Annotated in this window: 25 protein-coding genes; 20 read left to right on the top strand and 5 right to left on the bottom strand. The window is 67.3% G+C overall.

From position 1 onward, the window contains the following. The first annotated feature begins 210 nt into the window (after positions 1-210). The 12 genes from ccoN (at position 211) to PM1_RS12780 (ending at position 12,464) form a co-directional block, all read left to right on the top strand. Positions 211-1,653, top strand: coding sequence for a cytochrome-c oxidase, cbb3-type subunit I (gene ccoN / locus PM1_RS12835; protein WP_009622820.1), 1,443 nt, complete (start codon positions 211-213; stop codon positions 1,651-1,653). Next, a complete protein-coding gene (gene ccoO, locus PM1_RS12830) occupies positions 1,653-2,261 on the top strand; it encodes a cytochrome-c oxidase, cbb3-type subunit II (RefSeq protein ID WP_009622821.1) in 609 nt (202 codons plus the stop codon). Before ccoN ends, ccoO begins: the two co-directional genes overlap by 1 nt. Before the next feature lie 6 nt (positions 2,262-2,267). Further along, on the top strand, positions 2,268-2,459 hold the full coding sequence (locus PM1_RS12825) for a CcoQ/FixQ family Cbb3-type cytochrome c oxidase assembly chaperone (RefSeq protein ID WP_009622822.1): 192 nt from the start codon (positions 2,268-2,270) through the stop codon (positions 2,457-2,459). Then, complete coding sequence (gene ccoP / locus PM1_RS12820; RefSeq protein ID WP_009622823.1) at positions 2,456-3,427, top strand: cytochrome-c oxidase, cbb3-type subunit III; 972 nt, start codon at positions 2,456-2,458, stop codon at positions 3,425-3,427. The genes PM1_RS12825 and ccoP overlap by 4 nt, the downstream gene beginning before the upstream one ends. A gap of 216 nt (positions 3,428-3,643) precedes the next feature. Further along, a complete protein-coding gene (ccoG, locus tag PM1_RS12815; RefSeq protein WP_009622824.1) occupies positions 3,644-5,059 on the top strand; it encodes a cytochrome c oxidase accessory protein CcoG in 1,416 nt (471 codons plus the stop codon). Positions 5,060-5,202: 143 nt separating this feature from the next. After that, positions 5,203-5,739, top strand: coding sequence for a FixH family protein (locus PM1_RS12810; protein ID WP_009622825.1), 537 nt, complete (start codon positions 5,203-5,205; stop codon positions 5,737-5,739). Further along, complete coding sequence (locus tag PM1_RS12805; protein WP_009622826.1) at positions 5,736-8,192, top strand: heavy metal translocating P-type ATPase; 2,457 nt, start codon at positions 5,736-5,738, stop codon at positions 8,190-8,192. The genes PM1_RS12810 and PM1_RS12805 overlap by 4 nt, the downstream gene beginning before the upstream one ends. A 30-nt stretch (positions 8,193-8,222) precedes the next feature. Further along, complete coding sequence (gene ccoS / locus PM1_RS12800) at positions 8,223-8,450, top strand: cbb3-type cytochrome oxidase assembly protein CcoS (RefSeq protein WP_009622827.1); 228 nt, start codon at positions 8,223-8,225, stop codon at positions 8,448-8,450. Further along, complete coding sequence (locus PM1_RS12795) at positions 8,443-9,135, top strand: sulfite exporter TauE/SafE family protein (protein ID WP_009622828.1); 693 nt, start codon at positions 8,443-8,445, stop codon at positions 9,133-9,135. The genes ccoS and PM1_RS12795 overlap by 8 nt, the downstream gene beginning before the upstream one ends. A gap of 405 nt (positions 9,136-9,540) precedes the next feature. Further along, positions 9,541-10,923: an oxygen-independent coproporphyrinogen III oxidase gene (hemN, locus tag PM1_RS12790; RefSeq protein ID WP_009622829.1), complete on the top strand. Its 1,383-nt coding sequence runs from the start codon at positions 9,541-9,543 to the stop codon at positions 10,921-10,923. Between the two features lie 158 nt (positions 10,924-11,081). Continuing rightward, complete coding sequence (gene anr / locus PM1_RS12785) at positions 11,082-11,816, top strand: transcriptional regulator Anr (RefSeq protein ID WP_009622830.1); 735 nt, start codon at positions 11,082-11,084, stop codon at positions 11,814-11,816. A gap of 99 nt (positions 11,817-11,915) precedes the next feature. After that, positions 11,916-12,464 carry an adenine phosphoribosyltransferase gene (locus PM1_RS12780; protein ID WP_009622831.1) on the top strand — a complete coding sequence of 183 codons (549 nt, stop codon included), beginning with the start codon at positions 11,916-11,918 and terminating at the stop codon, positions 12,462-12,464. Between the two features lie 195 nt (positions 12,465-12,659). Here PM1_RS12780 and PM1_RS12775 read toward each other — a convergent pair whose 3' ends face one another. Next, on the bottom strand, positions 12,660-13,121 hold the full coding sequence (locus tag PM1_RS12775) for an Lrp/AsnC family transcriptional regulator (RefSeq protein WP_009622833.1): 462 nt from the start codon (positions 13,119-13,121) through the stop codon (positions 12,660-12,662). A gap of 272 nt (positions 13,122-13,393) precedes the next feature. On the opposite strand from PM1_RS12775, the gene PM1_RS12770 reads away from it, so the two are divergent. The 4 genes from PM1_RS12770 to lpdA are packed head-to-tail and all read left to right on the top strand — an operon-like array spanning position 13,394 to position 18,359. Continuing rightward, positions 13,394-14,626, top strand: coding sequence for a 3-methyl-2-oxobutanoate dehydrogenase (2-methylpropanoyl-transferring) subunit alpha (locus tag PM1_RS12770; protein ID WP_009622835.1), 1,233 nt, complete (start codon positions 13,394-13,396; stop codon positions 14,624-14,626). After that, positions 14,623-15,675 carry an alpha-ketoacid dehydrogenase subunit beta gene (locus PM1_RS12765; protein WP_009622837.1) on the top strand — a complete coding sequence of 351 codons (1,053 nt, stop codon included), beginning with the start codon at positions 14,623-14,625 and terminating at the stop codon, positions 15,673-15,675. The genes PM1_RS12770 and PM1_RS12765 overlap by 4 nt, the downstream gene beginning before the upstream one ends. Beyond that, the gene (locus PM1_RS12760) at positions 15,676-16,947 is read left to right on the top strand and encodes a dihydrolipoamide acetyltransferase family protein (RefSeq protein WP_009622838.1); all 1,272 of its coding nucleotides are present in this window, start codon (positions 15,676-15,678) and stop codon (positions 16,945-16,947) included. Positions 16,948-16,952: 5 nt separating this feature from the next. Beyond that, positions 16,953-18,359 (top strand): dihydrolipoyl dehydrogenase, encoded by a 1,407-nt coding sequence (gene lpdA / locus PM1_RS12755; RefSeq protein WP_009622839.1) that lies wholly within the window; start codon positions 16,953-16,955, stop codon positions 18,357-18,359. A gap of 113 nt (positions 18,360-18,472) precedes the next feature. On the opposite strand, the gene PM1_RS12750 is transcribed toward lpdA, so the two are convergent. The 3 genes from PM1_RS12750 to PM1_RS12740 all read right to left on the bottom strand — a co-directional run bounded on the left by PM1_RS12750 (position 18,473) and on the right by PM1_RS12740 (position 19,910). Then, positions 18,473-18,775 carry a LasR-specific antiactivator QslA gene (locus PM1_RS12750; protein WP_009622840.1) on the bottom strand — a complete coding sequence of 101 codons (303 nt, stop codon included), beginning with the start codon at positions 18,773-18,775 and terminating at the stop codon, positions 18,473-18,475. A gap of 538 nt (positions 18,776-19,313) precedes the next feature. Continuing rightward, positions 19,314-19,616: a helix-turn-helix domain-containing protein gene (locus PM1_RS12745; protein ID WP_009622841.1), complete on the bottom strand. Its 303-nt coding sequence runs from the start codon at positions 19,614-19,616 to the stop codon at positions 19,314-19,316. Between the two features lie 24 nt (positions 19,617-19,640). Then, positions 19,641-19,910, bottom strand: a complete 270-nt coding sequence (locus PM1_RS12740) for a LasR-specific antiactivator QslA (protein ID WP_009622842.1) — start codon at positions 19,908-19,910, stop codon at positions 19,641-19,643. 940 nt (positions 19,911-20,850) lie between these two features. On the opposite strand from PM1_RS12740, the gene PM1_RS12735 reads away from it, so the two are divergent. The 4 genes from PM1_RS12735 (at position 20,851) to PM1_RS12720 (ending at position 24,916) form a co-directional block, all read left to right on the top strand. After that, complete coding sequence (locus tag PM1_RS12735; RefSeq protein WP_009622843.1) at positions 20,851-22,620, top strand: FAD-dependent oxidoreductase; 1,770 nt, start codon at positions 20,851-20,853, stop codon at positions 22,618-22,620. Next, positions 22,587-23,426, top strand: a complete 840-nt coding sequence (locus PM1_RS12730; RefSeq protein ID WP_009622844.1) for an aldo/keto reductase — start codon at positions 22,587-22,589, stop codon at positions 23,424-23,426. Before PM1_RS12735 ends, PM1_RS12730 begins: the two co-directional genes overlap by 34 nt. A gap of 193 nt (positions 23,427-23,619) precedes the next feature. Next, a complete protein-coding gene (gene aroQ / locus PM1_RS12725; protein ID WP_009622845.1) occupies positions 23,620-24,060 on the top strand; it encodes a type II 3-dehydroquinate dehydratase in 441 nt (146 codons plus the stop codon). 4 nt (positions 24,061-24,064) lie between these two features. Next, a complete protein-coding gene (locus tag PM1_RS12720; RefSeq protein WP_009622846.1) occupies positions 24,065-24,916 on the top strand; it encodes a shikimate dehydrogenase in 852 nt (283 codons plus the stop codon). A gap of 442 nt (positions 24,917-25,358) precedes the next feature. Here PM1_RS12720 and PM1_RS12715 read toward each other — a convergent pair whose 3' ends face one another. Beyond that, the gene (locus PM1_RS12715) at positions 25,359-26,099 is read right to left on the bottom strand and encodes a sulfite exporter TauE/SafE family protein (protein WP_009622847.1); all 741 of its coding nucleotides are present in this window, start codon (positions 26,097-26,099) and stop codon (positions 25,359-25,361) included. Positions 26,100-26,131 lie beyond the last annotated feature (32 nt).

Below are 26,131 nucleotides of genomic sequence, written 5' to 3'. Positions count from 1 at the left end.
CCGTGAGTCGGCAGTAATTGGGGGAATCCCTACGCTTATCAGGGTTTCCACGCCGATAGAAAGCCAGAAAAACATTGGCAGAAATGCCTTCAAAGCAGCATGCGCAGCGGCTCCGGGGCTTATTCCGGCGCGTTGCATTGCCTAGTGGCTTTCTACATACTTGCCGCCGTTTTTTGTCCCTAAATAGCAAAAAAACCGTGGAACCTTAGAATGAGCACAGCAATCAGTCCGACTGCTTATAACTATAAGGTAATCCGCCAGTTCGCCATCATGACGGTGGTCTGGGGAATACTAGGAATGGGGATGGGTGTTTTCATCGCCTCACAGTTGGTATGGCCCGAGCTGAACCTCGGCTTGCCGTGGACCAGTTTCGGGCGACTTCGCCCGTTGCACACCAACCTGGTGATCTTCGCCTTCGGCGGCTGTGCTCTGTTCGCAACGTCCTACTACGTGGTGCAACGCACCTGTCAGACCCGTCTGATCTCCGATAGCCTGGCCGCCTTCACCTTCTGGGGCTGGCAGGCGGTGATCGTACTGGCCGCCATCACCCTGCCGCTGGGCTACACCTCCTCCAAGGAGTACGCCGAGCTGGAATGGCCGGTCGACATCCTGATCGCCATCGTCTGGGTCACCTATGCCGTGGTGTTCTTCGGCACCATCGTCAAGCGCCAGACCAAACACATCTATGTGGGCAACTGGTTCTACGGCGGCTTCATCCTGGTGACCGCGATGCTGCACATCGTCAACAACCTGGAGATCCCGGTCGGCTGGTTCAAGTCCTACTCCATCTACTCCGGCGCCACCGACGCCATGGTCCAGTGGTGGTACGGCCACAACGCCGTGGGCTTCTTCCTGACCACCGGCTTCCTCGGCATGATGTACTACTTCGTGCCCAAGCAGGCCGAGCGCCCGGTCTACTCCTACCGCCTGTCCATCGTCCACTTCTGGGCGCTGATCACCCTGTACATCTGGGCCGGCCCGCACCACCTGCACTACACCGCCCTGCCCGACTGGGCGCAGTCCCTGGGCATGGTGATGTCGCTGATCCTCCTGGCCCCGAGCTGGGGCGGCATGATCAACGGCATGATGACCCTCTCCGGCGCCTGGCATAAGCTGCGCACCGACCCCATCCTGCGCTTCCTGGTGGTGTCCCTGGCCTTCTACGGCATGTCCACCTTCGAAGGCCCGATGATGGCCATCAAAACGGTGAACTCGCTGTCCCACTACACCGACTGGACCATCGGCCACGTGCACGCCGGGGCGCTGGGCTGGGTAGCGATGATCTCCATCGGCTCGCTGTACCACATGATCCCGAAAGTGTTCGGCCGCGAGCAGATGCACAGCACCGGCCTGATCAACGCGCACTTCTGGCTCGCCACCATCGGCACCGTGCTCTACATCGCCTCGATGTGGGTCAACGGCATCACCCAGGGCCTGATGTGGCGCGCGGTGAACACCGACGGCACCCTCACCTACTCCTTCGTCGAAGCGCTGCAGGCCAGCCACCCGGGCTTCATGGTCCGCGCGCTGGGCGGCTTCTTCTTCGCCTTCGGCATGCTGCTGATGGCCTACAACACCTTCCGTACCGTGCGTGGCTACAACGCTGCTGAAGTCGATGCCGCTGCCCGCATTCCCGCTGTAGGAGCTCATTGATGAAGCACGAAGCAGTCGAGAAGAACATCGGCCTGCTGGCCTTCTTCATGGTCATCGCCGTGAGCATCGGCGGCCTGACGCAGATCGTCCCGCTGTTCTTCCAGGACGTGACCAACAAGCCGGTGGAAGGCATGAAGCCGCGCACCGCGCTGGAGCTCGAAGGCCGTGACATCTACATCCGCGAAGGCTGCGTCGGCTGCCACTCGCAGATGATCCGCCCGTTCCGCGCCGAGACCGAGCGCTACGGCCACTACTCCGTGGCCGGCGAAAGCGTCTGGGACCACCCCTTCCTGTGGGGCTCCAAGCGTACCGGTCCGGACCTGGCCCGCGTCGGCGGCCGCTACTCCGACGACTGGCACCGCGCGCACCTGTACAACCCGCGCAACGTGGTGCCCGAGTCGAAGATGCCGGCCTACCCCTGGCTGGTCGAGAACAAGCTCGACGGCAAGGACATCGAAGGCAAGCTCAAGGCCATGCGCACCCTCGGCGTGCCCTACACCGACGAAGACATCGCCGGTGCTCGCGATGCCGTGAAAGGCAAGACCGAGATGGACGCCCTGGTGGCCTACCTGCAGAGCCTGGGCACCATCATCAAGAGCAAACGGTGACAGCAGATGGATATCGGGACGATTCGCGGCCTCGGCACCGTCGTAGTGATGGTCGCCTTCATCGGCGTACTGCTCTGGGCCTACAGCGGCAAGCGCAAGCAGCGCTTCGACGACGACGCCCTGCTGCCCTTCGCGGACGACCCGGCAGCCATGAAGCACGTCGAGAAAGAACAAGCTTCTAGGAGCAACAAAGAATGACAACCTTCTGGAGTCTGTACGTCACCGTACTTACCCTGGGCACCATCTTCGCCCTGGCCTGGCTGCTGTTCGCCACCCGCCGCGGCCAGCGCAGCGAAGCCACCGACGAGACCGTCGGGCACGCCTTCGACGGCATCGAGGAGTACGACAACCCGCTGCCGAAGTGGTGGTTCATGCTGTTCGTCGCCACCTTCGTCTTCGCCCTCGGCTACCTGGTCCTGTACCCGGGCCTGGGCAACTGGAAGGGCCTGCTGCCGGGCTACCAGGAAGTCAGCGACGGCAAGCCCTTCGCCAATGGCCAGCCGGGCTGGACCGGCGTGCACCAGTGGGAGAAGGAAATGGCCAAGGCCGACGAGAAGTACGGCCCGATCTTCGCCAAATTCGCCGCCATGCCCATCGAAGATGTGGCCAAGGACCCGCTGGCGCTGAAGATGGGCGGCCGCCTGTTCGCCTCCAACTGCTCGGTGTGCCACGGCTCCGACGCCAAGGGCGCCTACGGCTTCCCCAACCTGACCGACCAGGACTGGCGCTGGGGCGGTGCCACCGCGGACATCGAGACCACCATCAAGGGTGGCCGCCACGCCGCCATGCCGGCCTGGGGCGAAGTCCTGGGCGACCAGGGCGTGCACGACGTGGCCGCTTTCGTCACCAGCAAGCTGGACGGCCGCAAGCTGCCCGAAGGCGTGACCGACGAGCAGGTGGCCAACGGCGGCAAGATCTTCGCCACCACCTGCGTCGCCTGCCACGGTCCGGAAGGCAAGGGCACCGCCGCCATGGGCGCGCCGAACCTGACGCACCCGGCCGCCTTCATCTACGGCTCGAGCTTCTCCCAGCTGCAGCAGACCATCCGCTACGGCCGCCAGGGCCAGATGCCGGCCCAGCTGGAACGCCTGGGCGCCGACCAGGTGCACCTGCTGGCCGCCTACGTGTACAGCCTGTCCCAGGGTGATGCGCAGAAGAGCGAATAAGCGCTTCCGCCCTCCCCTCGCAACACCCAGCGGCGCCGGTTCCTACCGGCGCCGCTCTATTTCGGGGAACGAAAAATCTTCCGAATATTCTGACGCGACCAACGGTCGCACCGTTGCACACCGGGCCAAGTCGTATCATGTTTAGGCGTGCAGCCATATCCTGACCCTTTCGGCACGTATCGACAGGGCGCCCTCCCACTGCCGTGGTACGCACTGATGAGCAAACAGATTCCCGTGCAAGACGTCACACCGCCCGCGAAGAAGGGTGGGGAGAACGTCGACTTATATGCCTCCCGCGAGAAGATCTACACCCGGGCCTTCACCGGGTTCTTCCGCAACCTGCGCCGTGTCGGCGGCGCCTTCCTGTTCCTTCTCTACTTCGGCACCGTGTGGCTGACCTGGAACGGTCGGCAGGCGGTGTGGTGGGACCTGCCCGAGCGCAAGTTCTACATCTTCGGCGCCACCTTCTGGCCGCAGGACTTCATCCTCCTCTCCGGGTTGCTGATCATCAGCGCCTTCGGGCTGTTCTTCATCACGGTGTTCGCCGGCCGCGTCTGGTGCGGCTACACCTGCCCGCAGAGCGTGTGGACCTGGATCTACATGTGGTGCGAGAAGGTCACCGAAGGCGACCGCAACCAGCGCATGAAGCTGGACAAGGCGCCGATGAGCGGCAACAAGCTGCTGCGCAAGGCCGCCAAGCACACGCTGTGGCTGCTGATCGGCCTGGTCACCGGCCTGACCTTCGTCGGCTACTTCGCCCCCATCCGCGAACTGCTGATGGACCTGGTCACCGGCGAAGCCGACGGCTGGGCCTACTTCTGGGTCGGCTTCTTCACCCTGGCCACCTACGGCAACGCCGGCTGGCTGCGCGAGCAGGTGTGCATCTACATGTGCCCCTACGCGCGCTTCCAGAGCGTGATGTTCGACAAGGACACCCTGATCGTCTCCTACGACCCGCGCCGCGGCGAGAAGCGCGGCCCGCGCAAGAAGACCCTGGACTACAAGGCCCAGGGCCTGGGCGACTGCATCGACTGCACCATGTGCGTACAGGTCTGCCCCACCGGCATCGACATCCGCGACGGCCTGCAGATCGAGTGCATCGGCTGCGCCGCGTGCATCGACGCCTGCGACAGCATCATGGACAAGATGGGCTACCCGCGCGGGCTGATCAGCTACACCACCGAGCACAACCTGTCCGGGCAGAAGACGCACCTGGTGCGCCCGCGCCTGATCGGCTATGCCATCGCCCTGTGCGTGATGATGAGCCTGCTGGCCACCGCCATCGTGATCCGCCCGCTGGTGGGCTTCGACGTCAGCAAGGACCGCGTGCTCTACCGCGAGAACGCCGAAGGCCGCATCGAGAACGTCTACAGCCTGAAGATCATGAACAAGGACCAGCGCGACCACACCTACGTGCTCGGCGCCAAGGGCCTGGAAGGCCTGACCCTGGAAGGCCGCAAGGAAGTGCAGGTGGCCGCCGGCGACATCCTCGCCATGCCGGTGGAACTGGCGGTGGACCCGGACAAGCTGCCGTCCAGCACCAACAAGATCACCTTCACTATCCAGTCGGTGGACGAGCCGTCCATCAGCAAGGAAGCCGACAGCCGCTTCATCGGCCCGGTGGTACGCTGAACCCCGGCTGAACCGCAACGCATCCCGCCCCCGCGGCGGGATGCCAGCGGCACGCGGAGCACGTAGAATCCGCCCCACCCAGGCGCGCCGCCCACCCCTCGGGCAGGCCGCTTCCGCCCCGCGGACCACGAGAGAGAAAACCCATGCAGTCGGCGCCCGCCCAACAACCCTGGTACAAGCACCTCTGGCCCTGGATCATCATCGGCATGCTCGCCACCTCGGTGTTCCTCAGCCTGACGATGGTGCGCATCGCCGTGGAGAACCAGGACACCCTGGTCAACGACAACTACTACGAGGCCGGCAAGGGCATCAACCGCTCGCTGGACCGCGAACACCTGGCCCAGCAACTGCACATGCAGGCCCAGGTGCGCCTGGACAAGCTCACCGGCGAGGTCGAGGTACGCCTGAAGGGCGACAGCCAGCCGGCGCAGCTGACCCTCAACCTGATCTCCCCCACCCTGGAATCCCAGGACCGCCACGTCGCCCTGCTGCCGGCCAACGAACCGGGCCGCTACACCGGCCGCCTGGACAGCGCCGTCGAAGGCCGCCGCTTCGTCGAACTGCTCGGCGAACAGGATGGCAAGGCCTGGCGCCTGTTCGAAGAAGAGAAGCTCATCGCCGACGGCGAGATCCTTCTCGGCGACGAACCCCTCAAGGGGGATGAAGTCCAGCGCCCATGAGCGCCCCCCTGCCCTGCTACCACTGCGCGCTGCCGGTTCCGCCCGGCAGCCGCTTCACCGCCCGGGTCCTCGGCGAGACCCGCGAATTCTGCTGCCCCGGCTGCCAGGCCGTGGCCGAGGCCATAGTCGCCGGCGGCCTGGAAGGCTATTACCGGCACCGCACCGAATCGGCCGCCAACCCCGAGGCGCTGCCCGCGCAACTCGGCGACGAACTGGCCCTGCTCGACCGCCCCGACGTGCAGCAGCCCTTCGTCCAGCACCAGGGCGAACTGGCCGAGACCACCCTGATCCTCGAAGGCATCAGCTGCGCCGCCTGCGGCTGGCTGATCGAAAAACATCTGCGGCGGTTGCCGGCGGTGGCCGAGGCCGGGCTCAACCTGTCCAACCACCGCCTGCACGTGCGCTGGGCCGACGGCCAGCTGCCGCTCAGCGGCCTGCTCGCCGAGCTGCGCAAAATCGGCTACGCCGCCCACCCCTACCGGCCGGACAAGGCCGCCGAGCAGCTCGCCGAAGAGAACCGCCGTTCCCTGCGCCAGCTGGGCGTGGCCGGCATGCTGTGGTTCCAGGCGATGATGGCGACCATGGCCACCTGGCCGGAATTCAACATCGACCTCAGCGCCGAGATGCACGAAATCCTGCGCTGGGTAGCGATGTTCCTCACCACGCCGATCGTCTTCTACTCCTGCCAGCCGTTCTTCCGCGGCGCCCTGCGCGACTTGCGCACGCGCCACCTGACCATGGACGTCTCGGTGTCCCTGGCCATCGGCGGCGCCTACCTGGCCGGCATCTGGACCGCCATCACCGGCAAGGGCGACCTGTACTTCGACGCGGTGGGCATGTTCGCCCTGTTCCTGCTCGCCGGCCGCTACCTGGAGCGCCGCGCCCGCGAGCGCACGGCGGCGGCCACCGCGCAGCTGGTCAACCTGCTGCCGGCCTCCTGCCTGCGCCTGGACGAAGCCGGCAACAGCCAGCGCATCCTGCTCAGCGAACTGCGCATCGGCGACCGCGTGCTGGTGCCGCCGGGCGCGGTGCTGCCGGCCGACGGCCTGATCCTCGCCGGGCAGTCCAGCGTCGACGAATCCCTGCTCACCGGCGAATACCTGCCGCAACCGCGCCAGGCCGGCGACAGCGTCACCGGCGGCACCCTCAACGTCGAAGGCCCGCTGACCCTGCAGGTGCAGGCCCTGGGCGACGACAGCCGGCTGTCGGCCATCGTCCGCCTGCTGGAGCGCGCCCAGGCCGACAAGCCGCGCCTGGCGCAGCTCGCCGACAGCGCCGCGCAATGGTTCCTGCTGGTGCTGCTGGCGCTGGCCGCGGTGGTCGGCCTGTTCTGGTGGCAGCACGACGCCTCGCGGGCCTTCTGGGTGGTCCTGTCGATGCTGGTCGCCACCTGCCCCTGCGCCCTCTCCCTGGCCACGCCCACCGCCCTCACCGCGGCCACCGGCAGCCTGCACAAGCTCGGCCTGCTGCTCACCCGCGGCCACGTGCTGGAAGGCCTGAAGCGCATCGACACGGTGATCTTCGACAAGACCGGCACCCTCACCGAAGGCCGCCTGACCCTGCGCGCCGTGCAGCCGCTGGGCGAACTCGATGGCGAACGCTGCCTGGCCCTGGCCGCGGCCCTGGAGAACCGCTCCGAACACCCCATCGCCCGCGCCTTCGGCCGCGCCCCGCAACCCGCCGAGGCGGTGGAAAGCCACCCCGGCCTGGGCCTGGAAGGCGTGGTCGACGGCCAGCGCCTGCGCATCGGCCAGACCGCCTTCGTCTGCGCCCTGAGCGGCCAGCCCGCACCGGCCATGCCCAATGAGCACGGCCAGTGGCTGCTGCTGGGCGACGCGCGCGGCCCGCTGGCCTGGCTGGTGCTCGACGACCGCCTGCGCGACGACGCCCCGGCCCTGCTGCAGGCCTGCCGCGAGCGCGGCTGGCGCACCCTGCTGCTGTCCGGCGACAGCTCGCCGATGGTGCAGAGCGTGGCCGCCGAACTGGGCATCGACGAAGTCCACGGCGGCCTGCGCCCGGACGACAAACTGGCGATCCTCAGACAGCTGCACGGCGAAGGCCGCCACGTGCTGATGCTCGGCGACGGCGTCAACGACGTGCCGGTGCTGGCCGCCGCCGACATCAGCGTGGCCATGGGCAGCGCCACCGACCTGGCCAAGACCAGCGCCGACGCGGTGCTGCTGTCCAACCGCCTGGACAGCCTGGTGCAGGCCTTCGTCCTGGCCCGCCGCACCCGTCGGGTGATCGTCGAGAACCTGGTCTGGGCGGGGTTGTACAATGGCCTGATGCTGCCCTTCGCCGCCCTCGGCTGGATCACCCCCGCCTGGGCGGCCATCGGCATGTCGGTCAGCTCGCTGACCGTGGTGCTCAACGCCCTGCGCCTGACCCGCGTGCGCGCCCTGCCGGCGGCCCCCGAAGCCGCGCCGCTGGCCATCCCGCTCGCCGCCCACTGAAGGCGCGCAGGCCTTTTCAACGGAGTCGATATGCCCGCTCTCTACGTAATGATCCCGGTGGCGCTGATCATCGTCGCCATCGCCGTCTGGATCTTTTTCTGGGCGGTGAACAGCGGCCAGTACGACGACATGGACGGCCCGGCCCACAGCATCCTGTTCGACGACGAGGACCCCAAGCACCAGGCCGGCATCGACGAGGCCGAAGGCGCCAAGGATGCGCAGACCGAAGCCCGGGACAAGGACTCGCGCGATGCTTGAGCTGGCGCCCATGCTGGCGTCCGCGCTGATCCTCGGCCTGCTCGGCGGCGGCCACTGCCTGGGCATGTGCGGCGGCCTGATGGGCGCGCTGACCCTGGCCATTCCAGCGGAACAGCGCGGGCGCCGCCTGCAGCTGCTGCTGGCCTACAACCTCGGGCGCATCCTCAGCTACGCCGCCGCCGGCCTGCTGCTGGGCCTGGCCGGCTGGGCCATCGCCAGCACCCCCTTCGCCTCGGCGCTGCGCGTGGTCGCCGGCCTGCTGCTTATCGCCATGGGCTTGTATCTGGCTGGCTGGTGGAGCGGCCTGACGCGCATCGAAGCCCTCGGCCGCGGCCTGTGGAAATACATCCAGCCCTTCGCCAGCCGCCTGCTGCCGGTGGCCAGCGTGCCGCGCGCGCTGCTGCTCGGCGCGCTATGGGGCTGGCTGCCCTGCGGCCTGGTCTACAGCACCCTGCTGTGGACCAGCAGCCAGGGCTCGGCGCTGGAAAGCGCGCTGCTGATGCTGGCCTTCGGCCTGGGCACCTGGCCGGTGCTGCTGGCCACGGGGCTTGCCGCCGAACGCATCACAGCGCTGCTGCGCAAGCGCAGCGTGCGCATGGCCGGCGGTCTGCTGGTGATCCTCTTCGGCCTGTGGACCCTGCCCGGCCCGCACCAGGCATGGCTGATGGGGCATGCGATGCATTGAAGCCCCCGCTTTTCGTAGGAGCGAGGGGGGCGCCTAGCTCTTGCTCGCGAACAGGATTCACCCTGGTGCCTGGCCCGAAGAGCGCCCTCTCCCTAACCCTCTCCCTGAAGGGAGAGGGGACTGTTCGGAGCAGGCGGGTAGCAAGGAGTCATCCGGCTAGTGCCGAAGTGGCAGGTTGAAACCATTCCCCTTCTCGGCACGAACGGCCCCCTCTCCCTTCAGGGAGAGGGCTGGGGAGAGGGTCACGGACTCCACCCCAACTCCAAAGCCAACCCCAACACCACTGCTCACAAGCAAGCCCCTCCAACGAGGTACCCCCTGCGACCGCTTGATGCAGGTCAAGAGGCTTTTCCCACAGTCTCCCTAGACTGCGCCGAAAAGCTCGCCTGATTCGGGGACTGCGGCATGCTCGACGATATCCGCTGGGACACAGATCTGATCCGTCGCTACGATCTGTCCGGCCCGCGCTATACCTCCTATCCCACCGCCGTGCAGTTCCACGAAGGCGTGGGCCCCTTCGACATGCTGCATGCCCTGCGCAACAGCCAGAAGGCCGACCGGCCGCTGTCGCTCTACGTGCACATCCCGTTCTGCGCCAACATCTGCTACTACTGCGCCTGCAACAAGGTCATCACCAAGGACCGCGGGCGCAGCGCGCCCTACCTCGCCCGGCTGATCCACGAAATCGAGATCGTCAGCCGCCACCTGGGCAAGGACCAGTGCGTGGAACAGCTGCACTTCGGCGGCGGCACCCCCACCTTCCTCAGCCCCGGCCAGCTGCGCGAACTCATGGGCCAGCTGCGCGAGCACCTGAACCTGGTGGAAGACGACTCCGGCGACTACGGCATCGAGATCGACCCGCGCGAGGCCGACTGGTCGACCATGGGCCTGCTCCGCGAGCTGGGCTTCAACCGCGTCAGCGTCGGCGTGCAGGACTTCGACCTGGAAGTGCAGCAGGCGGTCAACCGCATGCAGAGCTTCGACGAGACCCGCGCCATCATGGACGCGGCCCGCACCCTGCAATACCGCTCGATCAACATCGACCTGATCTACGGCCTGCCCAAGCAGAACCCCGACAGCTTCGCCCGCACCGTCGAGCAGGTCATCGGCCTGCAGCCCAACCGCCTCTCGGTGTTCAACTACGCGCACCTGCCCGAACGCTTCATGCCGCAGCGGCGCATCAACGCCCAGGACCTGCCCTCCCCCGCGCAGAAGCTGGAAATGCTCCAGCGCACCATCGAGCAACTGAGCGCCGCCGGCTACCGCTACATCGGCATGGACCACTTCGCCCTGCCCGACGACGAACTGGCCAGCGCCCAGGAGGACGGCACCCTGCAACGCAACTTCCAGGGCTACACCACCCACGGCCATTGCGACCTGGTGGGCCTGGGCGTTTCGGCGATCAGCCAGATCGGCGACCTCTACTGCCAGAACAGCACCGACATCAACGACTACCAGAACAGCCTGGACAACGGCCAACTGGCCACCCGCCGCGGCCTCTACTGCAACGCCGACGACCGCGTGCGCCGCGCGGTGATCCAGCAACTGATCTGCCACTTCCAGCTGGACTTCGAAAGCATCGAGGAACGCTTCAACATCGAATTCCACGGCTACTTCGCCGACATCTGGGACGAGCTGGAGCGCTTCGCCAAGGACGGCCTGATCGAGCTGAGCCCGCGCGGCATCGACGTTACCGCCGCCGGCCGGCTGCTGGTGCGCAGCCTGTGCATGCTCTTCGACCACTACCTGCCGCACCAGAACCTGCAACGGTTCTCGCGGGTAATCTGAAGGAATTTGCTTAGAGAATAAGTACGAATCTGACCTTTTTTACATAAGGTTTCGGAATAAACGCCGGAATGTTCCGAAATCCACCCGGCAAGCTGGCAGCCGAACCCTTGGGTGCGTTACCCTTGCGTTTCTTGTGCCTTTCCACCCAAGGATCAACCATGGCCGAAACCATCAAGGTGCGCGCCTTGCCGCAAGCGCATTGCAAGGATTGCAGCCTGGCGCCGCTGTGCCTGCCCCTGTCGCTGAACAACGACGACATGGACGCCCTCGACGAAATCGTCAAGCGCGGCCGGCCACTGAAGAAGGGCGAATTCCTGTTCCGCCAGGGCGACGCCTTCGGTTCCGTGTTCGCGGTGCGTTCCGGCGCGCTGAAAACCTTCAGCATCACCGACGGCGGTGAAGAGCAGATCACCGGCTTCCACCTGCCCAGCGAACTGGTCGGCCTGTCCGGCATGGACACCGAGGCCTACCCGGTGTCGGCCCAGGCCCTGGAGACCACCTCGGTCTGCGAGATTCCCTTCGAGCGCCTGGACGAGTTGTCCGAGCAGCTGCCGCAACTGCGCCGCCAGCTGATGCGGGTGATGAGCCGCGAGATTCGCGACGACCAGCAGATGATGATGCTGCTGTCGAAGAAGACCGCCGACGAGCGCATCGCCACCTTCCTGGTCAACCTCTCGGCGCGCTTCCGCGCCCGCGGCTTCTCCGCTCAGCAGTTCCGCCTGGCGATGTCGCGCAACGAGATCGGCAACTACCTGGGCCTGGCGGTGGAAACCGTGTCGCGGGTGTTCACCCGCTTCCAGCAGAACGGCCTGATCGCCGCCGAAGGCAAGGAAGTGCGCATCCTCGACTCCATCGAGCTGTGCGCCCTGGCCGGCGGCCAGATGGAAAGCTGAAGGCGCGACCTTCCGGTCATCGCGCAAAACGGGCTCGCCTTGTGGCTGGCCCGTTATACTTGGGGGCTTCGAAAAGCCGTCACCAGGTACCCTGCCAGCATGATCCTCAACCAGCTCGACCTGAAATCCATGATCCGCGCGGTCCCCGACTTCCCCAAGGCGGGCGTGGTGTTCCGTGACATCACCCCGCTGTTCCAGTCGCCGCGCGCGCTGCGCTTCGTCGCCGACAGCTTCATCCAGCGCTACGTCGAAGCGGATTTCAGCCACATCGGCGCCATGGACGCGCGTGGCTTCCTGATCGGCTCGATCATCGCCTACGAACTGAACAAGCCGCTGGTGCTGTTCCGCAAGCAGGGCAAGCTGCCCGCCGACGTGCTGGCCCAGGCCTACCAGACCGAGTACGGCGAAGCCCTGCTGGAAGTGCACGCCGACAGCCTGTGCGAAGGCGACAGCGTGCTGATCTTCGACGACCTGATCGCCACCGGCGGCACCCTGCTGGCCGCCGCGCAACTGGTACGGCGCATGGGCGCCAGGGTCCTGGAAGCCGCCGCCATCATCGACCTGCCGGAACTCGGCGGCTCGGCCAAGCTGGCCGACGCCGGCATCCCCACCTACAGCCTCACCGCCTTCGCCCTCGACGAGCAGTGAGGAGCATGTAGGAGCGCGCCCTGCGCGCGAATCGCGGGCAGGGCCCGCTCCTACAGGTTGCCGGGAAGCACGGCGCTTTCCCGTAGGATGGGTTGAGCGAAGCGATACCCATCACCGCCACTGCATGGGTTTCGCAAGCTCAACCCATCCTACGAAAGCGCCTCGGCGCAGCCGGCAAGTCAGTTGCCCGCCCCCTCAAAGCGGCGGCGCCGAGCGCTTGAGCACCGACTTCAAGGCGAACGCCGACTTGATCCCGGCCACCCCGGGAATCTGCGTCAGGGTGGTGGTGAGGAAGGCCTGGTAGGCCGCCAGGTCCTTGACCACCACGCGCAGCATGTAGTCCGCGTCGCCGGTCATCTGGAAGCAACTCATCACCTGCGGCGCCTGGACGATGCTTTCCTCGAACCGCGCCAGGTAATCGCCGGTCTGTTTTTCCAGGGTGACCGAAACGAACACGCTCATGGCCCCGGACAGGCGCTCCTCGTCGAGCTGAGCGAAGTAGCCCTGGATGTACCGCTCTTCCTCCAGGCGCCGCACCCGGCGCAGCGTCGGCGTCAGCGACAGGCCGATCTTCTGCGCCAGGTCGCGCCAGCTCAGGCGGCCGTCGTCGGCCAGGGCGCGGAGGATCTTGAGGTCGGTGCGGTCGATGTCGGCCATGGCGCTCACTTCTACGAAAGAGGGTTTTTGTAGTTCAAAGACACTAAATCTTCTGCTCAAAGCTAGTCAAATTGGAGCAAAAAACCAGCCGGTCACACCTATACTGAAATCACAAGAACAACGAACGAGGACCTCACCATGAGTGATGTCAGCACCCGCCGCGCTACCGCGCGCGGCACCCGCACCGTCGCCCAACCAGGCCAGTCGCACCCGCCCGGTCCGGCGTCTTCCGTCTGCTGATCCCCACCCCCGATCACAACTGGAGACCCACCATGACCGACTACGCCCCCCTCCGCCTGCACGTCCCCGAACCCACCGGGCGCCCGGGCTGCAAGACCGACTTCTCCTACCTGCACCTGTCCCCCGCCGGGGAAGTGCGCAAGCCCGACGTCGATGTCGAGCCGGCGCAGACCGCCGACCTCGCCTACAGCCTCGTGCGCGTGCTCGACGACCAGGGCAACGCCCTCGGCCCCTGGGACCCGCAACTCAGCCACGAACAGCTGCTGCGCGGCCTGCGCCTGATGCTCAAGACGCGCATCTTCGACGCCCGCATGCTCACCGCGCAGCGGCAGAAGAAAATGTCCTTCTACATGCAGTGCCTGGGCGAGGAAGCCATCGCCACCGCCCACACCATGGCCCTGCAGGGCGGCGACATGTGCTTCCCCACCTACCGCCAGCAGGGCATCCTGATCACCCGCGACTACCCGCTCAAAGACATGATCTGCCAGCTGCTCTCCAACGAGCAGGACCCGCTCAAGGGCCGCCAGCTGCCGATCATGTACTCCAGCCGCGAGAAGGGCTTCTTCTCCATCTCCGGCAACCTCGCCACCCAGTTCATCCAGGCGGTGGGCTGGGGCATGGCCTCGGCGATCAAGGGCGATACCAGGATCGCCTCGGCCTGGATCGGCGACGGCGCCACCGCCGAGTCGGACTTCCACACCGCGCTGACCTTCGCCCACGTCTACCGCGCCCCGGTGATCCTCAACGTGGTCAACAATCAGTGGGCGATCTCCACCTTCCAGGCCATCGCCGGCGGTGAAGGCACCACCTTCGCCAACCGCGGCGTGGGCTGCGGCATCGCCTCGCTGCGGGTGGACGGCAACGACTTCCTCGCCGTGTACGCCGCCTCGCAGTGGGCCGCCGAACGCGCCCGCCGCGGCCATGGGCCGAGCCTGATCGAGTGGGTCACCTACCGCGCCGGCCCGCACTCCACCTCGGACGATCCGTCCAAGTACCGCCCGGCCGACGACTGGACCAACTTCCCCCTGGGCGACCCCATCGCCCGCCTGAAGCAGCACCTGCTGGCCCTGGGCATCTGGAGCGAGGAACAGCACGAGGCGCTGCACAAGGAACTGGAAGCCGAAGTGATGGCTGCGCAGAAAGAGGCCGAACGCCACGGCTCGCTGGTGGACGGCCACGTCTTCAGCGCCGCCAGCCTGTTCGACGACGTCTACAAGGACCTGCCGGAACACCTGCGCCGGCAGCGCCAGGAGCTCGGGGTATGAACGCCATGAATCCGCAACACGAGAACGCCCAGGCGCTCACCAGCATGAGCATGATCCAGGCGCTGCGCTCGGCGATGGACGTGATGCTCGAACGCGACGACGACGTGGTGGTGTTCGGCCAGGACGTGGGCTACTTCGGCGGCGTGTTCCGCTGCACCGAAGGCCTGCAGAAGAAGTACGGCACCTCGCGGGTGTTCGACGCGCCCATCTCCGAGAGCGGCATCGTCGGCGCCGCGGTGGGCATGTGCGCCTACGGCCTGCGCCCGGTGGTGGAAATCCAGTTCGCCGACTACGTCTACCCGGCCACCGACCAACTGGTGTCCGAGGCGGCGCGCATCCGCTACCGCTCGGTGGGCGACTTCGTCGTGCCCATGGTGGTGCGCATGCCCTGCGGCGGCGGCATCTACGGCGGGCAGACGCACAGCCAGAGCCCGGAGGCCATGTTCACCCAGGTCTGCGGCCTGCGCACGGTGATGCCGTCCAACCCCTACGACGCCAAGGGCCTGCTGATCGCCTGCATCGAGAACGACGACCCGGTGATCTTCCTCGAGCCCAAGCGCCTGTACAACGGCCCCTTCGACGGCCACCACGATCGCCCGGTGACGCCCTGGTCCAAGCACCCGCAGAGCCAGGTGCCCGAAGGCTACTACCGGGTGCCGCTGGACAAGGCGGCCATCGCCCGCCCGGGCAGCGAGCTGACCGTGCTCACCTACGGCACCACCGTCTACGTGGCGCAGACCGCCGCCGAGGAGACCGGCATCGACGCCGAGATCATCGACCTGCGCAGCCTCTGGCCGCTGGACCTGGACACCATAGTCGAGTCGGTGAAGAAGACCGGCCGCTGCGTCATCGTCCACGAGGCCACCCGCACCTGCGGCTACGGCGCCGAGCTGATGTCGCTGGTGCAGGAAAACTGCTTCCACCACCTGGAAGCCCCCATCGCCCGCGTGACCGGCTGGGACACCCCCTACCCGCACGCCCAGGAATGGGACTACTTCCCCGGCCCGGCCCGCGTCGGCGCCGCCTTCAAGCGTGCCATGGAGGTCTGAATGGGCATTCACGTGATCAAGATGCCGGACATCGGGGAAGGCATCGCCGAAGTGGAACTGGTGGAATGGCACATCAAGGTCGGCGACGAGGTCCATGAGGACCAGGTGCTGGCCGAAGTGATGACCGACAAGGCCACCGTGGAAATCCCCTCGCCGGTCTCCGGCAGGATTCTCGCCCTGGGCGGCGAGCCCGGCCAGGTGATGGCCGTGGGCGGCGAACTGGTGCGCCTGGAAGTGGAAGGCGCCGGCAACCACCGCGAAGCCGCGGCCAAGGCCCATGAAAGCGCGCCCGCCGCAGAAGCCGAAGCGAAACCCCAGCCGGCCAAGGAAGCCCCGCGCGCTGAAGCCAAACCGGCCCCCGCGCCACGTCCGGCAGCCGCCGCGCCGGCCCCGCGCCGCGCCCCCGGCGAGAAGCCGCTGGCCTCCCCGGCGGTGCGCCAGCGTGCCCGCGACCTGGGCGTGGAGCTGCAATTCGTGCAGGGCTCCGGCCCCGCCGGGCGCATCCTCCACGACGACCTCGACCAGTACCTGGCCCATGGCGGCGCGGTGGTCGCCTCCGGCTACGCCGCGCGCCACGACGAGCAGCAGATCCAGGTCATCGGCCTGCGCCGCAAGATCGCCCAGAAGATGGCCGAGGCCAAGCGGCGCATCCCGCATTTCAGCTACGTCGAGGAAATCGACGTCACCGACCTCGAGGACCTGCGCCAGCACCTCAACGCCAGGTACGGCGCCAGCCGCGGCAAGCTCACCCTGCTGCCCTTCATCGCCCGCGCGATGGTGGTGGCCCTGCGCGAGTTCCCGCAGCTCAACGCCCGCTATGACGACGAGGCCGAGGTCATCACCCGCTACGGCGCGGTGCACCTGGGCGTGGCCACCCAGAGCGACAGCGGCCTGATGGTGCCGGTGCTGCGCAACGCCGAATCCCGCGACCTGTGGGGCAACGCCGCGGAAGTGGCGCGCCTGGCCGAGGCCGCCCGCCACGGCAAGGCCAGCCGCGAGGAACTCTCCGGCTCGACCATCACCCTCAGCAGCCTCGGCGCGCTGGGCGGCATCGTCAGCACGCCGGTGATCAACCATCCGGAAGTGGCCATCGTCGGCGTCAACCGCATGGTCGAGCGGCCCATGGTGGTCAACGGCCAGATCGTGGTGCGCAAGATGATGAACCTGTCCTCGTCCTTCGATCACCGGGTGGTCGACGGCATGGACGCGGCGGCCTTCATCCAGGCCGTGCGCGCCCTGCTCGAACACCCCGCCACCCTGTTCCTGGAGTGACCGCCGTGAAGCAGAACCAGACACTGGAAACCACCCTGCTGATCATCGGCGGCGGCCCCGGCGGCTACGTCGCCGCCATCCGCGCCGGGCAGCTGGGCATCCGCACCCTGCTGGTGGAAGGCGCGGCCCTGGGCGGCACCTGCCTGAACATCGGCTGCATCCCCTCCAAGGCGCTGATCCACGCCGCCGAGGAATACCTCAAGGCCCGCGAGTTCGCCGGCAAGTCCGCACTGGGCATCAGCGTGCAGGCGCCGAGCATCGACATCCAGCGCACCGTGGAATGGAAGGACGGCATCGTCGACCGCCTGACCACCGGCGTCGCCGCGCTGCTGAAAAAGCACGGCGTGGGCGTGGTGCACGGCTGGGCGCAGGTCGTCGACGGCAAGACCGTCGAAGTCGCCCTGGCCGACGGCGGCACCCAGCGCATCCACACCGAACACCTGCTGCTGGCGGCCGGTTCGCGCTCGGTGGAACTGCCCTTCCTGCCAGTGGGCGGCAAGGTCATCTCCTCCACCGAAGCCCTGGCGCCCAAAGCCCTGCCCAAGCGCCTGGCGGTGATCGGCGGCGGCTACATCGGCCTGGAGCTGGGCACCGCCTACCGCAAGCTGGGCGTGGAAGTGACGGTGGTGGAAGCGCAGCCGCGCATCCTGCCGAGCTACGACGAAGAACTGACCAAGCCGGTGGCGGCCGCCCTGCGCAAACTCGGCGTGGAACTCTACCTGGGCCACAGCGTGGTGGGCCTGGAACCCGACGGCAAGGGCCTGCGCCTGCGCGACGGCCAGGGCCAGCAACGGGTGATCGAGGCCGACCAGGTGCTGGTCGCCGTTGGCCGCCGGCCCAACACCGAAGGCTGGAACCTGGAGAGCCTGCACCTGGACATGGACGGCCGCGCGCTGAAGATCGACGAGCAGTGCCGCACCTCGATGCGCAACGTCTGGGCCATCGGCGACATCGCCGGCGAACCCATGCTGGCGCACCGCGCCATGGCCCAGGGCGAGATGGTCGCCGAACTCATCGCCGGCAAGCGCCGCGCCTTCACCCCAGCGGCCATCCCGGCGGTGTGCTTCACCGACCCGGAAGTGGTGGTGGTCGGCCTCACCCCGGACCAGGCCCGCGCCGGCGGACACGAAGTGCTGACAGCGAACTTCCCCTTCGCCGCCAACGGCCGCGCCATGACCCTGGAGGCCCACGACGGCTTCGTCCGCGTGGTGGCCCGCGCTGACAACCACCTCATCCTCGGCTGGCAGGCGGTGGGCAAGGCGGTATCGGAACTCTCCACGGCCTTCGTCCAGTCCATCGAGATGGGCGCGCGCCTGGAAGACATCGCCGGCACCATCCACGCCCACCCGACCCTCGGCGAAGCGGTACAGGAAACCGCCCTGCGCGCCCTGGGGCACGCGCTGCATATCTGAGCCCCCTGCGATACCCGCCGATGGGTATCGCTGCGCTCAACCCATCCTACGTCGCACACACCTGGCACCCGTAGGATGGGTTGAGCCTGCGAAATCCATCGACGCCCACGCCGCTAGCTGCCCGCCTCCTGCACCAGCAAACGCTGCTGCAAGCGCGCCAGGAAAGCCACCTCGTACGCCGTGCGTTGCCCCTCCGGAACCTGCCCCTCGCGACCGACCAGCAGGACCGCCCAGAGGCTGGCCGGCTCCTTTTCCATCAGCCAGCGCTCGGCGCGTCGCTGCCCGGCATCGATGGCGGTCTGGCAGTCCTGCAGCCAGAACAGCTCCAGCGCCGGCTGGCCATCAGCGGCGGGGATGTGGGTGGTGAAGAGTTTTTTAGTCGGGTGGTGCGCGCGGGTAAAAGCTGGGCGGTGCATATCCATCACTCCTGCATAGTAGGTTCGGAAGCCACCACCCAAACTTTCCACAGTTGGGGTGGCAGGCCGTGCAAGGGTGGAAATACCGGCTATGCAGGACCCGGCCGGGCCGAAGCCCGCCTTGCACGGCCCGCCATAGAACAACGTTCAGCGGGCACAAAAAAGCGCCAGCTGAACAGCTATGGCGCTACCGCGCCTGCATAGTTGGTCCGGGTTTCCACACCCGATCACGACAACCGCCGTGACGGACGAACCCTAGCGAGCCCCACTCAGGCGCAACAAGGCGAAGTATCGCAGGCTTGTGCGTGAGCTTTCCCAATTTTCAGGGAATACCGGAAATATCTGTAGGAGCGAGCTTGCTCGCGGATGGAGTTTGCCGGTGAGTCAGGTGCGGGGCTGAGCGCCGGCCCTCTCCCTAACCCTCTCCCTGAAGGGAGAGGGGACCGTTGGGCAGAGTTGGGTGTTCTGGAGTTGGCCGGTCCCCCTTCCGGGCGAAGCACGGCAACACGGCTCGACCGGGGACGCCCGAATGCCTTTATCAGAGAATCGCCTGCAAGCCCTTGTCGGCGATGACGTTGAGCAGTTTGAGCGCAGGCCCCGTCGGATGGGTTTCGCCTTGCTCCCACTTGCGCACGGTCGAAGCGATGGTGTGCAGATGGAGCGCGAACACCGGCTGGCTGAATTTCAGCTCTTCGCGAAGGCGTTTGATGTCGGCAGCACTGAACTCCCGTACCGGCGGCGGGCAGATCGTGTCGAACTCGCGCATCGTCACCTTGCTGATCGCTCCCGCTTCATGGAGCACAGCCAGGTCGTCACGCAGGGAGTCAATGAGCTTGCTCACAATGCACCTCCAATAGCACGCCAGCTAGGTACTCGCATCCTGCGCCAGCAAACGCTGCTGCAAGCGCGCCAGGAAAGCCACCTCATATGCCGTGCGTTGTCCCTCCGGAACCTGCCCCTCGCGGCCGACCAGCAGGACCGCCCAGAGGCTGGCCGGCTCCTTTTCCATCAGCCAGCGCTCGGCACGTCGCTGCCCGGCATCGATGGCGGCCTGGCAATCCTGCAGCCAGAACAGCTCCAGCGCCGGCTGGCCATCAGCGGCGGGGATGTGGGTGGTGAAGAGTTTTTCATGCATCGCAAGGTCCCTCTCTCATTGCCCTACAGCGAGGGCTGAATGGACGGCGCCAGGCGCTGACCGGCCTGACGCCGGGTAACGTTCAGGCGGACAATGGTTTTTGCCGGGGACGCCTGAAAATGAGAGAGGTTGGGAGGCGCGCGGGGATAAAAGCCGGTGAATGCATCCTGGTTAGCTCCTACGAAGTGATGGGAGCCTGCCTCTATCTTTCCACGGATGAGGAGGCAGACCGTGCGAGGGTGGAAATACCGGCTTCGTAGGACCCGGCCGGGCCGAAGCCCGCCTCGCACGGCCCACCATAGAACAGCGTTCGACCGGCACAGGAAGCGCCTGCCGGACAGCTATGGTGCTACCGCCCTTACGAAGACAACCCGGGTTTCCACGCCCGATCACGACAATCGCCGTGACGGACGAACCCTAGCGAGCCCCACTCAGGCGCAACAAGGCGAAGTATCGCAGGCTCTCGCGTGAGCTTTCCCAATTTTCAGGGAAGGCCGGAAATATCTGTAGGAGCGAGCTTGCTCGCGAACAATGGCGTCAGGTTTAACTCTGGAGTTGGGTTGGCGTCCGTAACCCTCTCCCCAGCCCTCTCCCTGAAGGGAGAGGGGGCTTGTCCGTGCCGAGAGAAGGCATGGCATTAGCCTGAGACTTTTGGCGTTGCCGGCTAACGCCTGTACATCCGCATCTGCCCAACGGTCCCCTCTCCCTTCAGGGAGAGGGTTAGGGAGAGGGGCGAGGCCCAGCCCACCACCAAGCCTTGCATGGAAATGATCAGCCCAGCACCCCGATGAATGATGGGTATCGCTTCGCTCAACCCATCCTACGTCCGCTCCCCGGCCGATTATCGACCAGTAGTTGCGCCCGGCAGCTTGCCTTCTCTCCGCCCCAAACAGGATTATGGAACCAAGTTCCAAAAACAATCCCGCGGAGTCCCCTGCCCATGTCCCCTGCCCCGAACCTGCCGCTCACCGACTGCGACCTGCTGGTAGTAGGCTCCGGCGCCGCCGGCCTGGCCGCTGCCGTCACTGCCGCCTGGCACGGCCAGAAGGTCATCCTGGTGGAGAAGGAAGCGGTGTTCGGCGGCGCCACCGCCTGGTCCGGCGGCTGGGCCTGGGTGCCGCGCAACCCGCTGGCGCGCCGCGCCGGCATCGAGGAAGACATCGAGCAGCCGCGCACCTACCTGCGCAACGAGCTGGGCGACTACTACGACGCCGCGCGGGTTGATGCCTTCCTCGAAGCCGCGCCGCACATGGTGGCCTTCTTCGAGCAGCACACCCGCCTGCAGTTCGCCGACGGCAACGGCATCCCCGACATGCATGGCGACACCCCCGGCGCCGCCAGCGGCGGCCACCAGGTGATAGCCGCGCCCTACGATGCCCGCGAGGTCGGCGACCTGCTGCCGCGCCTGCGCAGGACGATGCGCGAGACCTCCTTCCTCGGCATGCCGATCATGGCCGGCGCCGACCTGGCCGCCTTCCTCAGCATGACCCGTTCGCCGCGCGCGTTCGTCCACGTGGCCAAGCGCGTACTCGCCCACTTCTACCACCTGGCCCGTTACGGTCGTGCCATGCACCTGGTCAACGGCGTGGCGCTGGTGGCGCGGCTGGCCAAGTCGGCGCAAGACCTGGGCGTGCGCCTGATGGAATCCTGCCCGGCGCAACGCCTGCTGCTGGAGGATGGCGCCATGCGCGGTGCCGTGGTGAAGACGCCGCGCGGCGAACTGGAAATCCGCGCCAAGGCCGTGGTCCTCGCCGCCGGCGGCTTCCCCAACGACCCCGAGCGCCGCCGCCAGCTGTTCCCCCGCGACGCCAGCGGCCACGCCAACCTCGCCCTGCCGCCGACGTCCTGCTCCGGCGATGGCCTGCGCCTGGGCGAAGCCGCCGGCGGCAGCGTCGAGACGAACCTGCGCTCGCCGGTGGCCTGGGCCCCGGTGTCGAAGGTGGCGCACCGCGACGGCAGCGTCGGCCACTTCCCGCACATCATCGAGCGCGGCAAGCCCGGCATCATCGGCGTGCTGGCCAACGGCAAGCGCTTCGTCAACGAGGCCCACGGCTACTACGACTACGTCAGCGCGATGCTCGCCGCCCTGCCCGAGGACCAGGTGCCCTGCTCCTGGCTGGTCTGCGACCAGCGCTTCCTGCGCCGCTACGGCCTGGGCTACGTGCGCCCGGCGCCGTTGCCCATCGGCGCGCACCTGCGCAGCGGCTACCTCAAGCGCGGCGCCAGCATCGAGCAACTGGCGCAGGTGTGCGGCATCGACCCGCAGGGCCTGGCGCAGACCGTCGCCGACTTCAACCGCCACGCCCGCAACGGCGAGGACCCGGCCTTCGGCCGCGGCAGCACCGCCTTCAACCGCAAGCAGGGCGATGCGGCCAACTCCGGGCCCAACCCGTGCGTCGCGCCCATCGAGCACGGCCCGTTCTATGCAGTCAAAGTGCAGCCGGGTTGCTTCGGCACCTTCGCCGGGCTGAAGACCGACGGCCAGGCCCGCGTGCTCGGCGCCGACGGCCAGCCGATCCCCGGCCTGTACGCCGCCGGCACCGACATGGCCAGCGTGTTCGGCGGCCACTACCCCTCCGGCGGCATCAACCTCGGCCCGGCGCTGACCTTCGGCTACGTCGCCGGCCGCCACGCCGCCGGCGCCCACGACTACGAACCCCAAGCAGGAGCCACCCCATGCAAGCACGCATCCGCAACCGCCACGGCCTGAACATGCCCAAGCTCGGCCTGGGCACCTGGCCGCTGACCGGCGCCGAGTGCAGCGCCGCCGTGCGCCAGGCCCTGGAACTGGGCTACCGGCACATCGACACCGCCGCCGGCTACCACAACGAGGACGCCGTGGGCCAGGCACTGGCCGACAGCCCGGTGGCCCGCGAGGACGTCCACGTCACCAGCAAGGTCTGGTGGGACCGCCTGGCCCCGGCCGACCTCGCTCAGTCCCTGGACGACAGCCTGCGCGCGCTGCGCAGCGACTACCTGGACCTGTTCATGATCCACTGGCCGGGCAAGAACGGCAGCCTCGTCGGCGACGACCTCAAGCGCAGCGTCGAGGCCCTGGTGGCCGCCCGCGACAGCGGCAAGGCGCGCGCCATCGGCGTGGCCAACTTCCCCCTGGCGCTGCTGCGCGAGACCGTGGAAACCCTGGGCGCGCCGCTGGCGGCCATCCAGGTCGAATACCACCTGATGCTGAACCAGCAACCGCTGCTGGACTACGCCCGCGCCCACGACATGGCCCTCACCGCCTACACCCCGCTGGGCCGCGGGCGCATGCTGGAGGAACCGGCGATCCAGGCCATCGCCCAACGCCACGGCGTGCTGCCCAGCCAAGTGGCCCTGGCCTGGCTGCTGGAGCAGGACGGCGTGGCCGCCATCCCCAAGGCCGCCAGCCTGGCCAACCAGCGCTCCAACCTCGCCGCCCTCGACCTGCGCCTGGACGACGAGGACCGCGCGCAGATCGCCGCCCTGCCGAAAAACGTCCGCCTGGTCAGCCCGGAGTTCGCCCCGAAATGGGACTGACCGTCCGCTGATCGCACACTTCTACGTATCCCTCCTTCCGCCCGGCCCGGCCAGAAACCGCGCCGGGCCTTGCCGCGCCTGGCTTGCAGCGATTTCGCCCAGAGTCCGGCGAGCCAATTGACGAAAGTAACCATTTAGTACATTTTCTGATGACCGCACTCCAGCGGCGACAAGACCTACAAGAGACACCCGCATGCCCCTCCCGATCCTGATCCTCAACGGCCCCAACCTGAACCTGCTCGGCACCCGCGAACCGGCCACCTACGGCCACGAGACGCTGGCCGACGTCGAAGCCCTCTGCCAGGCGCGCGCCGACGAACTGGGCCTGCAGGTGGCGTTCAAGCAGACCAACCACGAGGGCCAGTTGATCGACTGGATCCACGAAGCGCGCGGCCGTTGCGCCGGCATCGTGATCAACCCGGCGGCCTGGACGCACACCTCGGTGGCCATCCGCGACGCCCTGGCGGCGGTGGAGCTGCCGGTGATCGAGGTGCACCTGTCCAACGTGCACAAGCGCGAGGAGTTCCGTCACCACTCCTTCGTCTCGGGCATCGCCGTGGGCGTGCTGGCCGGCTTCGGCAGCAACGGCTACCGCCTGGCCCTCGACCACTTCGCCCACCTGCTGCGGGGCTGATGCCATGAGCCAGAAGACCGCCATCCTCGCCGGCCTGATCGGCGCCGGCATCCAGGCCTCGCGCACCCCCGCCCTGCACGAGCACGAAGGCGACGCCCAGGGCCTGCGCTACCTGTACCGGCTGATCGACCTGGACCAGCTGAAGCTGAACCTCGACGCCCTGCCCGAACTGCTCGACGGCGCCCAGCGCCTGGGCTTCACCGGGCTGAACATCACCTTCCCGTGCAAGCAGGCGATCATCCCGCTGCTCGATGAACTCTCCGAGGAAGCGCGCGGCATAGGCGCGGTGAATACCGTGGTGCTGAAGGACGGCAAGCGCGTCGGCCACAACACCGATTGCCTGGGCTTCGCCGAAGGCTTTCGCCGCGGCCTGGCCGACGTGAAGCGCAACCGCGTGGTGCAGCTGGGCGCCGGCGGTGCGGGTGCTGCAGTGGCCCACGCACTGCTCAGCGAAGGCGTGGAGCAACTGAGCGTCTACGAGGTGGACGCGGCCCGCGCCGAGGCCCTGGTGGACAACCTCAACCAGCATTTCGGCCATGGCCGGGCGCTGCTCTGCACCGACCTGCCGGCCGCCATGGCGGTGGCCGACGGCCTGGTCAACACCACCCCGGTGGGCATGGCCAAGCTGCCCGGCACGCCGCTGCCGGTGGAGCTGCTGCGCGCCGAGCTGTGGGTGGCGGAGATCATCTACTTCCCGCTGGAAACCGAACTGCTACGCCACGCCCGCAGCCTCGGCTGCCGCACGCTGGACGGCGGCACCATGGCGGTGTTCCAGGCGGTGAAGGCCTTCGAGCTGTTCAGCGGCCGAGCGGCCGATGCACAGCGGATGCAGGCCCACTTCCGCAGCCTGGATTGAGCGTAGGGCGTATAACCGTTCGCGGTTATACGCCTATACACCTGGCCCCCCTGCCCGGCCGCGAGGTTCTGCTGGACGCCTCATCGGCCACCAAAGCGGAGCCCTGCTCTACAACCAGCGGGCGTTCGACCAGTGTCAGGCGGCGGATAACGCGGAGCGTCGCCCTACGCTCCTTGGGTCCATGGTGTTTGCGTTGAAGAGCGCCCTCTCCCTAACCCTCTCCCTGAAGGGAGAGGGGACCGTTGGGCAGAGTTGGATGTCATGGTGTTAGCCGGCAATCTCGGCGATATCAGGTTGAAACCATCACTTATCTCGGCACGGACTAGCCCCCTCTCCCTTCAGGGAGAGGGCTGGGGAGAGGGTTGCGGACTTCGACTCCACTCCAGAGGCAGCCCGTTCGCGAGCAAGAACTAGGCGTCCCCCTCGCTCCTACGAAAAGCCCCTAGCGCCAGTTCTCCCAAACCAACTGCACCCCGGTCGCCAGCAACCCCAGCCGCGCAATGCGGTAGAACCACACATGGTTGACCTTGTCCTGCAGCCAGATGCCCAGCCACACACCCAGCACCACGATGGGCGCCAGCAGCAGGCTCGTCCCCAGGTTGCTCCAGGTGAACTGGCCGAGCAGCGCGTAGGGCACCAGCTTGATGGCGTTGGTCAGCAGGAAGAAGCAGTTCACCGTGGCGATGTAGCGCACCTTCTCCAGTTGCTGCGGCAGCAGGTACATCATCACCGGCGGGCCGCCGGCGTGGGCGACGAAGCTGGTGAAGCCGGCGATGCCCGAGAGCACCACGCCCTTGCCCACCGCCGCCGGCTTTGGCTGGGCGGCAGCGCGGGCCACCAGGGTGTTGAGCAGCACGAAGGCGATGGCGATGCCGCCGATCAGCAGGGCGATGAAGCGCTCGCTGAGCAGGCCGAAGCTCAGCGCGCCCGCCGCCACGCCCAGCAGCGCGCCGGGCAGCATGATCTTCAGGTTGCGCAGGTCCCACTTGCCGTAGAAGCGCCGCAGGCCGGTGAAATCGGCCATGCAGAGGATCGGCAGCATCAGCGCGGCGGCCTGGGTCGGTGGCATGGCCAGGGCCATCAGCGGCACGGCGATGCCGCCCAGGGCGCCGCCGAAGCCGCCCTTGGAGACGCCGGTGAGCAGCACGGCGGGGATCGCCACCAGAAGGAATTCGAGGGTCATCACGCAACTCGTCGGCACACGGAGCCGCCGAT

The sequence above is a fragment of the Pseudomonas sp. M1 genome (assembly GCF_022760135.1).
Classification (GTDB): domain Bacteria; phylum Pseudomonadota; class Gammaproteobacteria; order Pseudomonadales; family Pseudomonadaceae; genus Pseudomonas; species Pseudomonas citronellolis.
This window is presented reverse-complemented; position numbering and strand designations above follow the sequence as displayed.